This is a genomic window from Dolichospermum lemmermannii CS-548 (assembly GCF_028330815.1).
Classification (GTDB): Bacteria; Cyanobacteriota; Cyanobacteriia; order Cyanobacteriales; family Nostocaceae; genus Dolichospermum; species Dolichospermum lemmermannii.
This window is the reverse complement of the sequence record NZ_JAQMTJ010000219.1, coordinates 1-14,898: the sequence shown is the minus strand read 5'-3', so window position 1 is coordinate 14,898 and position 14,898 is coordinate 1. Positions and strand designations below refer to the sequence as shown.

16 protein-coding genes and 1 pseudogene are annotated in these 14,898 nt (G+C 37.7%); 10 read left to right on the top strand and 7 right to left on the bottom strand.

What is annotated here, in order from left to right:
* On the top strand, positions 1-270 hold a 270-nt coding region (locus tag PN450_RS14560; RefSeq protein WP_271836751.1), incomplete at its 5' end, for a pentapeptide repeat-containing protein.
* 67 nt (positions 271-337) lie between these two features.
* Here PN450_RS14560 and PN450_RS14555 read toward each other — a convergent pair.
* Positions 338-1,183 carry a metal ABC transporter permease gene (locus tag PN450_RS14555; RefSeq protein ID WP_148762938.1) on the bottom strand — a complete coding sequence of 282 codons (846 nt, stop codon included), beginning with the start codon at positions 1,181-1,183 and terminating at the stop codon, positions 338-340.
* Positions 1,184-1,507: 324 nt separating this feature from the next.
* Positions 1,508-2,335: a metal ABC transporter ATP-binding protein gene (locus PN450_RS14550; protein WP_271836750.1), complete on the bottom strand. Its 828-nt coding sequence runs from the start codon at positions 2,333-2,335 to the stop codon at positions 1,508-1,510.
* A 267-nt stretch (positions 2,336-2,602) separates the two neighbouring features.
* Here PN450_RS14550 and PN450_RS14545 point away from each other — a divergent pair, with 267 nt between their 5' ends.
* Positions 2,603-3,499, top strand: a complete 897-nt coding sequence (locus PN450_RS14545) for a metal ABC transporter substrate-binding protein (RefSeq protein ID WP_271836752.1) — start codon at positions 2,603-2,605, stop codon at positions 3,497-3,499.
* Between the two features lie 48 nt (positions 3,500-3,547).
* Here the strand turns inward: PN450_RS14545 and acsF are convergent, their stop codons facing one another.
* A complete protein-coding gene (gene acsF, locus PN450_RS14540) occupies positions 3,548-4,624 on the bottom strand; it encodes a magnesium-protoporphyrin IX monomethyl ester (oxidative) cyclase (RefSeq protein ID WP_271823270.1) in 1,077 nt (358 codons plus the stop codon).
* Positions 4,625-5,019: 395 nt separating this feature from the next.
* Between acsF and PN450_RS14535 the strand changes: the two genes are divergently transcribed.
* From PN450_RS14535 to PN450_RS14525, 3 genes are all read left to right on the top strand, one after another.
* Positions 5,020-5,694 carry a biliverdin-producing heme oxygenase gene (locus PN450_RS14535; RefSeq protein WP_271836749.1) on the top strand — a complete coding sequence of 225 codons (675 nt, stop codon included), beginning with the start codon at positions 5,020-5,022 and terminating at the stop codon, positions 5,692-5,694.
* Positions 5,695-6,048: 354 nt separating this feature from the next.
* On the top strand, positions 6,049-7,431 hold the full coding sequence (hemN, locus tag PN450_RS14530; protein ID WP_271836748.1) for an oxygen-independent coproporphyrinogen III oxidase: 1,383 nt from the start codon (positions 6,049-6,051) through the stop codon (positions 7,429-7,431).
* Positions 7,432-7,576: 145 nt separating this feature from the next.
* Positions 7,577-7,849, top strand: a complete 273-nt coding sequence (locus PN450_RS14525; protein ID WP_148762930.1) for a GlsB/YeaQ/YmgE family stress response membrane protein — start codon at positions 7,577-7,579, stop codon at positions 7,847-7,849.
* Positions 7,850-8,016: 167 nt separating this feature from the next.
* On the opposite strand, the pseudogene PN450_RS14520 reads toward PN450_RS14525, so the two are convergent.
* The 3 genes and pseudogenes from PN450_RS14520 to psaK form a co-directional block, all read right to left on the bottom strand.
* Positions 8,017-8,293: pseudogene (locus PN450_RS14520) on the bottom strand (hypothetical protein).
* Between the two features lie 214 nt (positions 8,294-8,507).
* Positions 8,508-9,704: a site-2 protease family protein gene (locus PN450_RS14515; RefSeq protein WP_148762928.1), complete on the bottom strand. Its 1,197-nt coding sequence runs from the start codon at positions 9,702-9,704 to the stop codon at positions 8,508-8,510.
* 579 nt (positions 9,705-10,283) lie between these two features.
* Positions 10,284-10,532, bottom strand: a complete 249-nt coding sequence (psaK, locus tag PN450_RS14510) for a photosystem I reaction center subunit PsaK (protein WP_015079149.1) — start codon at positions 10,530-10,532, stop codon at positions 10,284-10,286.
* 129 nt (positions 10,533-10,661) lie between these two features.
* On the opposite strand from psaK, the gene PN450_RS14505 reads away from it, so the two are divergent.
* Positions 10,662-11,294, top strand: coding sequence for a phosphoribosylanthranilate isomerase (locus PN450_RS14505; RefSeq protein ID WP_148766929.1), 633 nt, complete (start codon positions 10,662-10,664; stop codon positions 11,292-11,294).
* Between the two features lie 261 nt (positions 11,295-11,555).
* Here PN450_RS14505 and folE read toward each other — a convergent pair whose 3' ends face one another.
* Positions 11,556-12,263 carry a GTP cyclohydrolase I FolE gene (folE, locus tag PN450_RS14500; RefSeq protein WP_271836747.1) on the bottom strand — a complete coding sequence of 236 codons (708 nt, stop codon included), beginning with the start codon at positions 12,261-12,263 and terminating at the stop codon, positions 11,556-11,558.
* Positions 12,264-12,446: 183 nt separating this feature from the next.
* On the opposite strand from folE, the gene PN450_RS14495 reads away from it, so the two are divergent.
* Genes PN450_RS14495 through PN450_RS14480 form a run of 4 tightly spaced genes read left to right on the top strand, consistent with a single transcriptional unit; the run spans position 12,447 to position 14,602 of the window.
* Positions 12,447-12,647 (top strand): hypothetical protein, encoded by a 201-nt coding sequence (locus tag PN450_RS14495; protein ID WP_271836746.1) that lies wholly within the window; start codon positions 12,447-12,449, stop codon positions 12,645-12,647.
* Positions 12,622-13,797 (top strand): DUF58 domain-containing protein, encoded by a 1,176-nt coding sequence (locus PN450_RS14490; protein WP_271836745.1) that lies wholly within the window; start codon positions 12,622-12,624, stop codon positions 13,795-13,797. The genes PN450_RS14495 and PN450_RS14490 overlap by 26 nt, the downstream gene beginning before the upstream one ends.
* A 50-nt stretch (positions 13,798-13,847) precedes the next feature.
* Entirely contained in the window at positions 13,848-14,213 is a 366-nt protein-coding gene (locus PN450_RS14485) for a ferredoxin thioredoxin reductase catalytic beta subunit (protein ID WP_015078310.1), read from the top strand.
* Entirely contained in the window at positions 14,210-14,602 is a 393-nt protein-coding gene (locus tag PN450_RS14480) for a DUF309 domain-containing protein (RefSeq protein WP_271836744.1), read from the top strand. The genes PN450_RS14485 and PN450_RS14480 overlap by 4 nt, the downstream gene beginning before the upstream one ends.
* Positions 14,603-14,898: the final 296 nt, after the last annotated feature.

Genomic DNA, 14,898 nt, shown 5'->3' with positions numbered 1-14,898 from the left:
GCCTACCTCAGCGGTGCCTACCTCAGCGGTGCCTACCTCAGCGGTGCCTACCTCAGCGGTGCCTACCTCAGCGGTGCCTACCTCAGCGGTGCCGACCTCAGCGGTGCCGACCTCAGCCGTGCCGACCTCACCCGTGCCGACCTCAGCGGTGCCGACCTCAGCGGTGCCGACCTTCAAGAAATTAAATGGATTTATAGTATAGGGTGGATAAATGCTAGAGGTTTAGATCGAGCAATTAATATTCCTTCAGAGTTGGTACAATGTAATTAAGATTAACTCTAATTTCACATTTTAAACTCTTTAAACTTTATTTCTGGCGATTGAATCGCCAGACTTTCTATTTCCTATTCACACTAGGAATCAAAATTCCATGTCGAGGACTAAACAACAAAGCCAATGTAAATAAACCCGAAACCACTAACACAATCGCCGGACCAGAAGGTAAATTATAAAAGTAGCTGAGATACATTCCGCTAATACTAGAAATCACCCCAATTACCGCCCCTAAAATCATCACTTCATGTAAACGTTTCACCAATAAATAAGCAGTTGCACCAGGAGTAATTAAAAGTGATAATACTAAAATTACGCCCACAGCTTTCATACTGGCAACAATTGTTAAAGCAATTAACAACATTAAACCAAAGTTTAAACGATTGACTGGTAAACCCGCAGCTTGTGCGCCCAAAGGATCAAAGGTGTAAAATAACAGTTCTTTATATAATAGAAAAACTACTATTAAAACAATAGCTGCAATAATAGCTGTGTCTCTTACTTCGTCCCCGGTTACGCCCAAAATATTGCCAAAAAGAAAATGATTCAAATCAATTTTATTATCTTTTTGAATGACTGTAATTAAAGTAACTCCCAGAGCAAAAAAAGCAGAAAAAACTATGCCCATAGCAGCATCTTCTTTAATGGGAGATCGAGTTTTAATTACCGCTATAGCCATTGTACTTAAAACACCAGCAATAAATGCCCCGACAAAGATATTAGCACCGATCATAAAGGCTATAGCAAGCCCTGGTAAGACTGAATGACTAATAGCATCTCCCAGCAATGCTAGGCGTTGTACCATTAAATAACTACCGACAATGGCACACAGTAAGCCTACTAATATGGCGATGATTAAGGAACGCTGCATGAAGCCATATTGCAACGGTTCTATTAGTGCTTGAAGCATAGATGAAAATGAACCACGAAGGAGCGATAGCGAAGCGTCTCGTTAGAGATAGTAAGCGAAGGAAGAGAGGAAGAAAATACCAATTTTATGTGATGCTGCACAGAATTATAAAACACGACGATTCAGTTAAGCCTAAAAATCTTTTTTAAAACGAACCACAGAGGCACAGAGGACACAGAGACAAGAGAGGAACAAATTCTTAACTGAACTGTATTGAATTATAAAATCAATTAATTCATCCGCGTTTATCTGCGTTTATCTGCGTTCAATTATTCTTGATTTTTTATTCTATGCACCTTCATTTTAATTTGGTATTAGCCGTTATTATGCTGCGTCGGAAAAGTACATAACTTTGCCACTATAAGCTCGATATAAGTTTTCTTCTGTTAAGACTTGTTGGCGTGAACCTGTGGCAATTAATTCACAATTAAGTAAGATTAAATCATCAAAATGGGTGATTGATTCCCCTAAATCATGATTAACTACTAAGACGATTTTATTATTTTTTGCTAGTTCTTGAAAGACTTCAAATATGATAGCTTGGGTTTTTTGATCTATCCCTACAAATGGTTCATCAAAACAGAAAATTTCTGCTTCTTGAGTTAAAGCCCTGGCTAAAAATACCCGTTGTTGTTGTCCTCCTGAAAGTTCACCAATGGGGCGATTTTTTAATTCTCCTATTCCGACTCGTTCTAATGCTTGTTTGGCGATTTGGCGGCTAACTGTGGAAAAACTCCGTAACCATCCTGTTTTTTTGACACGCCCCATCATGACGACATCCCACACGGTAGCGGGGTAATTCCAGTCAATTTGGCTACGTTGTGGTATGTATGCAACTTTTTCTAGTTGCTGCATTAAAGGCTTGTTATCGTATAAAACTTGACCACTACTCATGGGAACTAATCCCAAAAGGGCTTTCATTAATGTACTTTTACCAGCCCCATTTGGTCCAAAAATGCCTGTGATTCTTCCTGGCTTAATTGTGCAATTAACGTCTCTCAATGCTTCTTGTGTGCGGTAATGTACGCCTACATTAGTGATGTTAATTGCTGTTGAGGAATTCATGTCAATGGATTTAATAACTTGTGTCAGTATATCTACTTGATTTTTGGGAGATAAACTAAATTTTTGGTAAAAAGAAACGTTTTGCATAACCCTAGTTAAAATACTTATTTTTCGAGCTTACCATAAAAATGAGAGAAATATGAGAATATCTATAATTAGAAGTAATCACTGAGATAAATGAAACTAATGCTGAATACAATGTATGACTTATTACTGAAACCCCTCTCCAAACCTCTCCCCTGTGAGGAGAGAGGCTTTTATTCTTACTCCCCTTCCCTGCGAGGGAAGGGGTTGGGGGTTAGGTTCTCTTTACTTAATCCCCTTTGTCTAGGAATTTTCTTATCTTTGGCTTTAATGGGTTGTACTCCCAACTCCCAACCCCAGGGAAATACTCAGCCAAAGGTTGTAGCAACTAGTACCATTATTGCTGATTTAGCTGAAGAAATTGGCGGAGAAGAAGTACAAATTACGGGAATTCTCAAACCAGGTGCAGACCCTCATGTTTACGAACCTGTACCCGCAGATAGTCGAGTTTTGGAAAAAGCTAATTTGATTTTGTACAACGGTTACAATTTAGAACCGGGACTTATTAAGTTAATGAATGCGACTGGAGGGAAAGCGAAAAAAATAGCTGTGGGAGAAGTTGTTAAATCTTTGAAATTAGATAAAGGTAAAGGGCAAATTATCCCAGATCCTCATGTTTGGGGCAGTGCAGAAAATGTTATATCTATGGTGAAAGCAATTCGAGATAGTTTAATTGAATTGTCACCAGAAGATCAAGAAAAATTTACTCAAAATGCCGAAAGGCTAACTGATGAATTACAACAATTACATCTTTGGATCATTCAAGAAATTCAAACTATTCCCGCAGATAAAAGGAAACTCATCACTACCCATGATGCTTTTCAATATTACGGAAATGCTTATAAAATAGCGATCGCTGGAACTTTAATTGGCATTAGTACGGAGGAACAACCAAGCGCCCAAACTGTAAAAAAGTTAGTTGAATCAGTTAAAAAAATAGGTGTTCCCGCTATTTTTGCCGAAACGACAATTAACCCAGCTTTAATTAAAACAGTAGCCGAAGAAGCCGGAGTAAAATTAGCACCAACTCCACTTTTTTCTGATTCTATTGGGGCAAAGGGTAGTAATGGTGATACTTATATAAAAATGATGGCAGCAAATACCCGCGCTATTGTTGAAGCATTGGGGGGAAAATATACGCCATTTCCATTAAAGAGTCAAAAATAAGGATTAGATCCCCGACTTCTCTAAGAAGTCGGGGATCTGATTGATTAATTAACAAACTTGTTTACGAGTTGCTTCTGTGTCTATGGGTTTAATCAGAAATAGCTTGAACATATACCAAAAAATCATTAGAGTTAAGGGAATTTTTTGGATGAATTTCGCAATTTTCCAATCATTGATTTGATTGAGATCAATTATTTTCTGATTATAGACAGCACATTGTTCTAAATACCAGAAAAAATAGGGATGATTGGTATTTAAAATAATTGGAAATGCTTTAGCTGCGGTTTTGTTAGTTTCTTCAACTACTTGAGTATTGTATTGACGAGGATGAATCCCTAATATTTCATAGAAATTACCTCTTTCAAATACTGTCATAGTGTGGGTAGCAAACACAGTTATCAAGAAAAACCGCACCCATAAGCGAGATCTCCAATTATTCCATAATTGGGGTTGAGAACGTAACAAAGCTTTGAAAAAATCACCGTGTCTATTCTCGTCTTGACACCAGCTTTCAAACTTCCGAAATAGGGGATAAAACTGGTATTCGGGATTTTTTTCCATGTGACGAAATACTAAAATATAACGCCAATAACCTATTTTTTCTGATAGGTAAACTGTGTAAATAACCCACTCAATTGGGAAAAATGTATAGGTACGATTTTTAGTGAGATAACTCAAGTCAAGAGAAAGGTTAAAATCTGCCATTGACTTATTCAGAAATCCCGCATGACGGGCTTCATCTCGCGCTAAATAAGCAAATGCTTCTGATAGTAAAGCGTTACTGTCTTTAAGACGACGAGATAATTCTTTAAACAGTAAAAACCCGGAAAATTCTGAAGTACAAGAACGTTCTAAAAAGTCAATGAAAGCCAGTCGTTTTTCACCAACAATGTGATCCCAACCTTGCTTAAATTCATCATCGCGCACAAAGTGATGACGGTTATAATCAGCCTTGAGTTCGTCAATTACAGACCTTAATTCCGTTTCATACCCAGAAATATCCATTTTTGCCACTGTGTCAAAATCAGTGGTATAAAAACGGGGTGTTAATAATGTTTCTTGAACTGGTGCTTTTACACCTGATTTCGATAAATCAAGTGGGGGTTTATCGAACGATTTAACCATAAGTAGTCCCTTTACCATTGTCTGCCTTAAAATTATATAAGCATAAATATTTGTTATTAGTCATCAGTTAAATTATTGAAACTAATTCTTACAAAAATACTGAATTATCTTTAATTCTCCCATAGTTTAAATACCTATTTACTAAACAAATGTATTTATGAAACCATAAATAAATATGAATACTCTTATAGTTATACAAAGAATAATAGTTAAATGATTTCAGGAGCAGTAAAACTAGCCGAAATCTGCATCGGTAGTAATTTGTGCTGGAGAAATTATTCTCAAAACCCTATTCCCATAGAATAGCAATTTTTCTGTGATCATAACGACGGTGAACTGATAAACAAGTCGTTGAAATTGGCAAACCCTGACACGTAAAGAAGAAGGAAATAAGAATGAGTAATGATTTGGCAATGAAACTGCGTGTAGGAACTCAACAAGCACATACAGATTCAGAAAATCTGGGTTTCATGAAATGTTTTGTCAAAGGAGTTGTAGATAGAGATTGTTTTATTCAGTTGTTGAGGAATTTCTATTTTGTTTACAGTGAACTAGAAACAGCAATTGAGAAACATAAACAGCATCCTGTCATTAATTTGATCTATTTTCCCGAACTAAATCGCCAATCTTCCCTAGAACAAGATATGTTATTTTACTATGGGAATCAATGGCACAAACGCATCACCCCTTCACCCGCTGCTCAAGCTTATATTGCGCGTATCCAACAAATTTCTACTCATGAACCTGCACTATTGTTAGCTCATTCCTATACTCGTTATTTGGGTGATCTTTCTGGTGGGCAAATGCTACAAAAAATTGCTCAGTCAGCCTTAAAACTGTCTGGACATGAAGGAACATCCTTTTACAACTTTCAGCAAATTCCAGACAAGCAGGCTTTCAAAGGAAAGTATCGTCAAGCATTAGATAAACTATCTATTGACGATAAAACCACTGACAAAATTGTGGCAGAAGCTAACCATGCTTTCAAGCTAAATATGCAGATACTTAAAGAGTTGGAAAGTATTTTAATCCAAGCTCTGGGTAGAGCTACTTACAACGAATTAACTTGAGTCTCTGCATCATTTACAAAAATATAATTCATCACCCAATTAATTTTGACAATGATGAATTATATAAAAATCCTAAACAAGATGCAAACATCTATTTATTCTCTTCCTCTGTGTTCTCTGTGCCTCTGTGGTTCGTTAAAAATAATACTAACCACAAACAAATAGGATAAAAATATTCTATTTGCTAATAGCTAAATCCTAAATTACAACATTAAATTGGGAAAATTAATTGTGATTATTCCCAACTAGTAAGGGCGAAGCATTCGGATTGAAAATTAATGGTTTTAGCGATAGTTTATCGGCCGAATGCTTCGCCCCTACAAGGACATATACCCACATTTATTGGAGGCTGTAATGGTTTTTCTATTACCTGGTGTTAAGTTTGATTTTGATCTAATTCAAAAGTATGATACTCGCGCTCCTCGATATACGAGTTATCCCCCAGCAACGGAATTAAGTGAAAATTTCACTGCAAGAGATTTCCAATCTGCAATTACCGCTTCCAATCAAAGACAAACACCTCTATCCCTATATTTCCATATTCCTTTTTGCCAAAGTGCTTGTTATTTCTGCGGTTGCAATACCGTGATTACCAATAACAAGAAAATGGCTATTCCATATCTAGAACATTTGGAACAGGAAATCAAAAATACCTCAGCTTTAATTGACAAAGATAGAAAAGTCCTTCAGATTCATTGGGGTGGAGGTACACCGAATTATTTAGAACTTGATCAAGTAGAATTTCTATGGAAAAATATTACCCGTAATTTCCAAATTGCTTCAGATGCAGAAGTATCCATTGAAATTAATCCCCGCTATGTGACTAGAGACTATATCTTATTTTTGCGAGATATTGGCTTTAATCGCATTAGTTTTGGGATTCAAGATTTTAACCCAGAAGTACAAACAGCGGTGAATCGGATTCAACCAGAAGCACTACTTTTTGATGTGATGAGTTGGATTAAGGAGGCTAAATTTGATAGTGTCAATGTAGATTTAATTTATGGTCTACCTTATCAAACTCTTGACACTTTTCGGGAAACATTACACAAGACAATGGCATTGGATGCTGATAGAATTGTCGTGTTTAATTTTGCCTATGTTCCTTGGATTAAACCTGTACAAAAAATGATTCCCCAAGCCGCATTACCGGGAGCAGAAGAAAAGTTAGATATTCTCAAAATGACGATTGAGGAATTAACTAATAATGAGTATCTGTTTATTGGGATGGATCATTTTGCTAAAAATAACAATGAATTAGCGATCGCTCAACGTCATGGTACACTAAAACGTAATTTCCAAGGTTATACTACCCACGCGGAAACGGAATTGTTTGGTTTCGGTGCCACATCTATTAGTATGTTAGAAGATGCCTATGCTCAAAACCACAAGGAATTAAAGGATTATTACAAAGCAGTTGCAGCAGGTGTAATTCCTACCAGTAAAGGCATTAAACTCACTCAAGATGACATTATTAGACGGGATGTAATTATGTCAATAATGTCTCACTTTCAGTTAAATAAGTCAGAGATTGAGCAGAAATATCATATCAATTTTGATAAATATTTTGGCTATGAACTCAAAGAATTAGCACCACTACAAGCGGATGGATTAGTAAATGTATTAGCAGACGAAATCCATATTACTGATATTGGTAGATTGCTAGTTAGAAATATTGCAGTTGTTTTCGATACTCATACAAGAACTAGAGAGACAAAATTCTCTCGTTCTATTTAATTAGCATTGGTATGTAGTGATGATTTATGAAAAGAACAAAACTACATACCTTTTGATTTATACAGTTTATGTCATTAGGTAGAAATAAATAATATTAAGCTTTGATAAATTTGACATAACCTAAGTCAATTTTTTGAGGCAATCAATGAATATTATTACTTGGATAATTTTGGGACTATTAGCTGGTGTAATTGCCAAATCAATCTATCCTGGTTATCAAGGTGGGGGGATGATATCCACCATGATCTTAGGTATTGTTGGTGCTTTTATCGGTGGTACTTTATTTACTCTTCTCCGCACAGGGACTTTACAACTAACATCGGCATCTTTAAGTATTCCTGGGGTAATAGTGGCAGTTCTTGGGGCAATTATTGCCATTTATTTGTGGGGATTATTCCAAAGAGGCAGCAGGGCATAACTTACTAATAGTTAGCTATTGATATAGCATTAATTAAAGTCATTTTCATTAATTTACGTAGGTTGGGTTGACGCAAGGAAACCCAACATTGTTACATTATCAAAACTTTGGTTGCGATGCAGCTTAACCCAACCTACATTTTAAATTGTTTCTGGGTCAATATTTAGTTATCGCAACTTTGCTGCTAAACGTTCTGCGGTTTCTTCAGGGGTAAAAACTAGCTTTCCTTCTGGTGTAAAATACCGTAATAAACCCTCATAAATTCCCAAATATAAACCTAGCTGACGACTCCATAAATGTCCTTTTTCATTTGAAAAGGAGAATTATTTGTCTCAGATGTAGTTCTGTTTCCACGGGAGGTTCATTACTATATAAATCACTGGGAGGAAAAATTATATCTTGAGAGATGTTTTCTTGACATTCTAATTCTTGAGTAATCATCATAATATGATACCAAGTAGTTATTTGTTGATTATAGCATTAATTTTTATCATCAGGATTTAGAGGATTTAAAGATTAACAAGATGTTCTATTTATTCATCCTGAACATCCTCAAATCCTGGATATCCTGATTCTGACAATTTCCAAAATTTCCTAACCATCAAAAATCATTCATCCTGAACATCCTCAAATCCTGGACATCCTGATTCTGACAATTTCATTTTTCTACAGACTTCGCTATTACCCCTAATTGTAAACCTAGAGGAAAACTCCCTTCTTCCTTGATGCGTTTAATTTCCGCAGCAGTAATTGGCAAATTTAACCTTTGTGCTAATGCTTGGACAATATCCCCTCTATCAATGACACCAGCAACAGCATCCGCAGGAGAAAGAACAGTAATCTGAGGTAATTGTTCAGTTTCTAATTTCTTAATTACCTCTGCTAAAGAAGTAGATTCAACAACAGTAGGAATTGTATTTAGGGGATGAACAATAGTTTGTAAAGTTTGGGTTTCCCATTCACTTCTTTGGGTAGTTCGCAAATCATTAATATTAACTAAACCGCGATAACGACCATCAGCAGCCGCAAAATAAACTTCTGGTGTAGTGGTTTCTAAAAGATAAGAATCAGCGAATTCTCGCAATGTTTGATTAGCATCAACTACCCGAAAATTACGAGTCATACCATCAGATACTACTAACTTTAGTAAAGTTTCTTGTAATGTAGTTACCCGGTCATAACTGTTAGCATTCCGAACCGCAAACCAACCGATCAAAACAATCCATAAACCCGTGATAAATTCTCTGGTGAAGAAATCAATGGCAAATCCCAAAGCGATCGCACTATAACCTAAAATTTGTCCGGCTTTTGCTGCCCAGTGTACAGCTTTAAAGCGATCGCCTGTAATTTTCCACAAAGCCGCTTTTAACACCTGTCCCCCGTCCAAAGGTAAACCAGGAATTAAATTAAATAAAGCCACAACTAAGTTAATTCTTGATAAATCTCCCATCATTTCATGCAAAGGATTACTATCAGGAATAACACTCGCTATTAGACGCAGTAAGAAAAATAGGATAACACTTACCGCAGGTCCAGCGATCGCTACTTGAAAAGCTTTACCAGGAGTTTTTGATTCCTCCTCGATGGCCGCAACTCCCCCAAACAAAAACAAAGTAATAGAATTCACCTTAATTCCTTGGGACTGTGCCACCAAGCTATGTCCCAACTCATGCAGTAGCACCGAAGCAAATAACAACAGTGCCATAATCAAACCAGCACTCCAACCCGCGACAGTCCCCCATTGTTGGTAAGCAAATCCAAAATTCAGAGTAGTTAACCCCAAAATTACAAACCATAAGGGGTCTAAAAATAAAGGAATGCCAAATAAAGAACCTATTTGCCAATTAGTTTGCATAACATCAATTTATCTAGTTTTTCAATACCTTCAACAAAATCCTGAACCCCATTAATATCCTAACGATTTTATTGGTTTTCGGATCTATATTTGCACAGAATCATAAAATCCATTAATTCATCCGTCTTTATCTGCGTTTATCTGCGTTTATCTGCGGTCAATTATTCTGACAATTTAATTCCTCAAAAACCAAAAATTGTCAAATAATTATTCAATCTTAAATAAAACAGACGAGTCAATATTTTCTAAGCTAAAAAAAGCTGAACAACTTCTAATTACTGCCATAGAATTACCAAATATTTGCGTCCAAAATCTTAATATAATAAAATACAAAGGTGTTTGCTGCGGTTCTTTTTCAGCTAGTCCTTAATTATGAGACAGATCAGTAAATCTAAAAAAAATGCTAATTGCTACCAATAGGATCAATAAAAATTTAACTGGAAAATATTTACTATTCAATTTTGATTTAAACTTAATTATGTCAACCAGCAAAGTGGTTAGGACATTAGCGGTAAGTAATTTAATTTTTACCTACCGCTGAATTTTTACTCTCTATAGCAAGAGAGGATGAAATCGAACTTACAAGCGACCAATATTAGTTAGTCCTAACACAATACCAATACCAATCACATGACCAAAAGCCATTGCCCCAATGAATCCTGGTACACTCACAGGTAATACAGGCATCCTTGGTCCGACTTTAGCAGATTTGAGTGCAAAAGTGAATAAAAGTACAACTGCGCTGCTGGCGCTGATAATGATACCGACTGTAGGACTCCACACTGGTGTAACAGGAACGGATGCTGCGGCTAATAAAACTGATAACATGAAAGTGTGTTCTCCTGATTGAAAAAATGAATATAATCCTACCGAATTATAAAATTACTAAGGACAAAGCAAAAGTTTTTAACTTGAATTAAGATACTTTTGTGATTATTTGTAACTTTTCAGATGAAAATTCGGGTTAAAATTTGCGGTATTACTCAACCAGAGCAGTCTCTAGCTATAACTTCCCTGGGTGCAACAGCGCTAGGATTTATCTGTGTTCCCAGTTCCCCTCGCTACGTTAATATAGCTCAAATTCAGGCAGCTATCGCTCCAATTTCCCCAAATATTGATAAAATCGGCGTTTTTGCTAACACCACTATTTCCGAAATTACTCAAATAGTTAAAAAGTCTGGTTTAACTGGTGTCCAGCTACATGGAGACGAAACACCAGAATTTTGCCACCAATTACGTCAATTCCTACCCCAAGTAGAAATTATTAAAGCTATACGAGTCCGCAGTTTAGAGCATCTACAAACCACCACGCATTATATAGATTATGTAGATACCCTACTACTTGATGCCTACCATCCCCAACACCTAGGAGGAACAGGACAAACCCTAGATTGGCCAATGTTAAATCAGGAATTTAGCCCCTCTCTTCCTTGGTTCTTAGCCGGAGGACTCACACCAGATAATATTTTGACTGCTTTAAGTCAAATTAACCCCCATGGTATTGATTTATCCAGTGGTGTCGAACACTCACCAGGTAACAAAGATTTAGACAAAGTAGCTCTATTATTTCAAAATCTGGGGAATAGGTAATTGGTCAGTTGTCAGTTGTCAGTAGGGGCGAAGCATTTGGAAGATAAATTATTGGTCATTGCCAAAAATAGTTCTCCAAATGCTTCGCCCGTACAGTTGTCAGTTGCCAGTAGGGGCGAAGCATTTGGAAGATAAATTATCGGTCATTGCCAAAAATAGTTCTCCAAATGCTTCGCCCGTACAGTTGTCAGTTGTCAGTTGAAAAAATCTGTTCCCTGCTCCCTGTTCCCCGTTCCCTGTTCCCTGTTCCCTGTTCCCTCATTAAAAGAATGACGGTTGGTGACGAATCAAGCTGAAGAATTCTTCACGGGTTTTCTGTTCTTCCTGGAATACTCCTACCATTGAACTGGTAACTGTCCAAGAACCAGGTTTTTGCACTCCACGCATTACCATGCACATATGACTGGCTTCCATGACGACAGCAACACCTTTAGGTTCGAGAACGGTTTGCAGTGCTTCAGCAATTTGTCGAGTTAGTCTTTCTTGGACTTGTAACCGGCGAGAATACATTTCCACAATCCGTGCTAGTTTACTTAATCCCACCACTTTTTGATTGGGAATATAAGCCACGTGCGCTCTACCCATAAATGGCAACATATGATGTTCGCATAGGCTAAAGAAGTTAATATCTCTAACTAACACCATTTCATCATGTCCTTCATCAAAAATAGCACCATTGATGAGGTCTTCTAAAGATTGATTATAGCCACTGGTAAGAAACTTCATCGCCTTAGCTACGCGCTTGGGTGTTTTCAGAAGTCCTTCCCGTTCAGGATCTTCTCCTACTCCCATAATCATTGTTCGCACCGCTGCCATCATTTCATCCATGATTTCCTCAGATGGTGGATGTATTTGTGGTTCTTTGCCATCATGAGTATTACGGTCTGGGCGGACAGTGATAGCTTCTGCTAAGTCGGGAATCAAGGGAGATTGTGTGCGATTAGAACCGTTTGAACTAGCGATAGTCATGATTGAATTTTAGTAATTTGTCAGTTGTCAGTTGTTAGTAGGGGCGAAGCATTTGGAAGATAAATTATCGGTCATTACCAAAAATAGTTCTCCAAATGCTTCGCCCGTACAGTTGTCAGTTGTTAGTAGGGGCGAAGCATTTGCAAGATAAATTATCGGTCATTGCCAAAAATAGTTCTCCAAATGCTTCGCCCGTACAGTTGTCAGTTGTCAGTGGTAATGGATGAAAGGGAACTTTTAGATATAGTAATTATCAATCATTATTCAACAAATTCATGCATTATTCAACAAATTCATGCTCTTTTGCCTGTTCCCTGTTCCCTGTTCCCTCTTTCCCAAATTAAGCTAAAAAAGAAAGATGAAAATTACCAAAAAAATCAATAATTGGCTGGAAACCCATGCTGCTGCACCTGCTTATGGTGGTTGGGTATTGGCGGGAATTTCTGTGTGTTATTTGGGTGCAGGGATTAATACCATGGCTGGCTGGCTGTATGTGATTAGTGGAGTCAGTTTTGCTCTTTTGGGTGTATCCGGTTTTGTTGCACCGCGATCGCTTGCGGGTATAATTGTCAAACGTCGTCCCATTGAACCAGTAACCGCAGGTGATGACCTAAAAATTGAGATAGAAATTCACAATCAGAGAAAACAATCGGCGACTTTATTACAAGTTAGAGACATTCTCCCATTTATTTTTGGTCAGCCAGTCCAGCAAAGTATTGAATCTATTCCACCACAGGATAGTTATCGCTGGGTATATTATCACCCTACCCAACAGCGAGGCCTTTACCGCTGGCATACGGTAGAATTAGCTACGGGTGCGCCTTGGGGTTTGTTTTGGTGTCGTCGTCCCCGTCAGTGTGAAGCTAGGGCAATTGTTTATCCCACCGTCTTACCCCTGACTAGCTGCCCTTTAATTGATGAAATCGGACAAGATGACAGCCAACGGGGAGATCCTCGTGGTAAACCTTTACAAATGGCAACAACGGGATTAGTGCGATCGCTGCGTCCCTATCGTATAGGTGATCCTACCCGATTGATTCATTGGCGGACAAGCGCCCGTTATGGAGAATTACGAGTGCGGGAATTAGAAGTAATTACCGGGGGACAAGAAATTATTATTGCCATAGATAGTTCCTTCCAGTGGCAACAAGAATTATTTGAACAAGCCGTAATTACCGCTGCTTCCTTGTATTTTTATGCCCAACAGCAACAACTGCAAGTACAATTATGGACATCAGCTACAGGTTTAATTACAGGCAATATCGCAGTTTTGGAAACCTTAGCAGCCACCAACCCTATCGAGAAAAACAGCTTACCACCGGATAACTGTCCCCTAATTTGGCTGACACAAAACTCCTTTACCACATCCACCTTACCCCTGGGTAGTCGTTGGGTACTCTGGCAAAATTCAGATTCAGCAGCAGAAACTGTCATTAATCGGGAATATCCCGGTATCATTATCCAAAACGAACAAGAGCTACAACCCCAATTGCAAAAAGCTCTTAATTTATTTTCAGGCGATTTCTCGCACTGAGCCTGATGTACAATGCAATGAAACATTAAAATTTATCAACAGCACAGCCCATGGTGACATCAGAAGTGAATTCACAATCCAGCGATAAAAGCCTAGAAGCAATGCGGCATTTTTCCGAACAATATGCCAAACGGACGGGAACATACTTCTGTTCTGAACCTTCTGTTACCGCAGTTGTGATCGAAGGACTAGCCAAGCATAAAGATGAACTCGGTGCGCCTTTATGCCCTTGTCGTCACTACGAAGATAAGGAAGCCGAAGTTAATGCCGCTTTTTGGAATTGTCCTTGCGTCCCCATGCGCGAACGCAAAGAATGTCACTGTATGCTATTCCTTACCTCTGATAATGAGTTTTCCTGCGACAAACAAGAAATCTCTATGGAGACTATCAAAGAAGTTCGGGATACTATGGGATGAACGAAACCATGTCTGAAGAGTTTTGGCAAGGTGTAGAACAGTTCAATGCTGGACAGTTCTACGCTTGTCATGACATTCTTGAAGCACTCTGGATTGATAGTATCGAACCAGATAAAACTTTTTATCAAGGTATTCTCCAAATTGCCGTGGGACTGTATCATCTGGGTAATCATAATTTAAGAGGAGCAATGATTCTTTTAGGAGAAGGTAGTAATCGTCTTCGCAGTTATCTACCCAGCTACGGCGGTATTAATGTGGAAGAATTATTTACTGAAAGTGTGGATTTGTTAAAGACTCTACAACAAGAAAGTCTACAACCAATGGCAAATAATAAATTGGCTGAAAATCAAGCTCGACTTTTACCCAGTATTTCCCTGTCTAAACTATGATTTGTGGGATTTTGATGATTTGTGGGATTTATTTGCTTAATTTTTGGTGGGTGTTTCCAACTTGATCATTGTCTAAACTATGATTTGTAGGATTTTGATGATTTGTGGGATTTATTTGCTTAATTTTTGGTGGGTGTTTCCAACTTGATCATTGTCTAAACTATGATTTGTGGGATTTTGATGATTTGTGGGATTTATTTGCTTAATTTTTGGTGGGTGTTTCCAACTTGATCATTGTCTAAACTATGATTTGTGGGATTTTGATGATTTGTGGGATTTATTTGCTTAATTTTTGG

Coding starts and splice junctions, on each gene's coding strand:
- folE (WP_271836747.1), bottom strand. CDS start 12,263: ATGACTATCGCTAGTTCAAACGGTTCTAATCGCACACAATCTCCCTTG.
- PN450_RS14545 (WP_271836752.1), top strand. CDS start 2,603: ATGGGTTGTACTCCCAACTCCCAACCCCAGGGAAATACTCAGCCAAAG.
- hemN (WP_271836748.1), top strand. CDS start 6,049: ATGGTTTTTCTATTACCTGGTGTTAAGTTTGATTTTGATCTAATTCAA.
- acsF (WP_271823270.1), bottom strand. CDS start 4,624: ATGGTTAAATCGTTCGATAAACCCCCACTTGATTTATCGAAATCAGGT.
- PN450_RS14515 (WP_148762928.1), bottom strand. CDS start 9,704: ATGCAAACTAATTGGCAAATAGGTTCTTTATTTGGCATTCCTTTATTT.
- PN450_RS14525 (WP_148762930.1), top strand. CDS start 7,577: ATGAATATTATTACTTGGATAATTTTGGGACTATTAGCTGGTGTAATT.
- PN450_RS14555 (WP_148762938.1), bottom strand. CDS start 1,183: ATGCTTCAAGCACTAATAGAACCGTTGCAATATGGCTTCATGCAGCGT.
- PN450_RS14485 (WP_015078310.1), top strand. CDS start 13,848: ATGGTGACATCAGAAGTGAATTCACAATCCAGCGATAAAAGCCTAGAA.
- PN450_RS14490 (WP_271836745.1), top strand. CDS start 12,622: ATGAAAATTACCAAAAAAATCAATAATTGGCTGGAAACCCATGCTGCT.
- PN450_RS14495 (WP_271836746.1), top strand. CDS start 12,447: ATGCTTCGCCCGTACAGTTGTCAGTTGTCAGTGGTAATGGATGAAAGG.
- PN450_RS14480 (WP_271836744.1), top strand. CDS start 14,210: ATGAACGAAACCATGTCTGAAGAGTTTTGGCAAGGTGTAGAACAGTTC.
- PN450_RS14535 (WP_271836749.1), top strand. CDS start 5,020: ATGAGTAATGATTTGGCAATGAAACTGCGTGTAGGAACTCAACAAGCA.
- PN450_RS14550 (WP_271836750.1), bottom strand. CDS start 2,335: ATGCAAAACGTTTCTTTTTACCAAAAATTTAGTTTATCTCCCAAAAAT.
- psaK (WP_015079149.1), bottom strand. CDS start 10,532: ATGTTATCAGTTTTATTAGCCGCAGCATCCGTTCCTGTTACACCAGTG.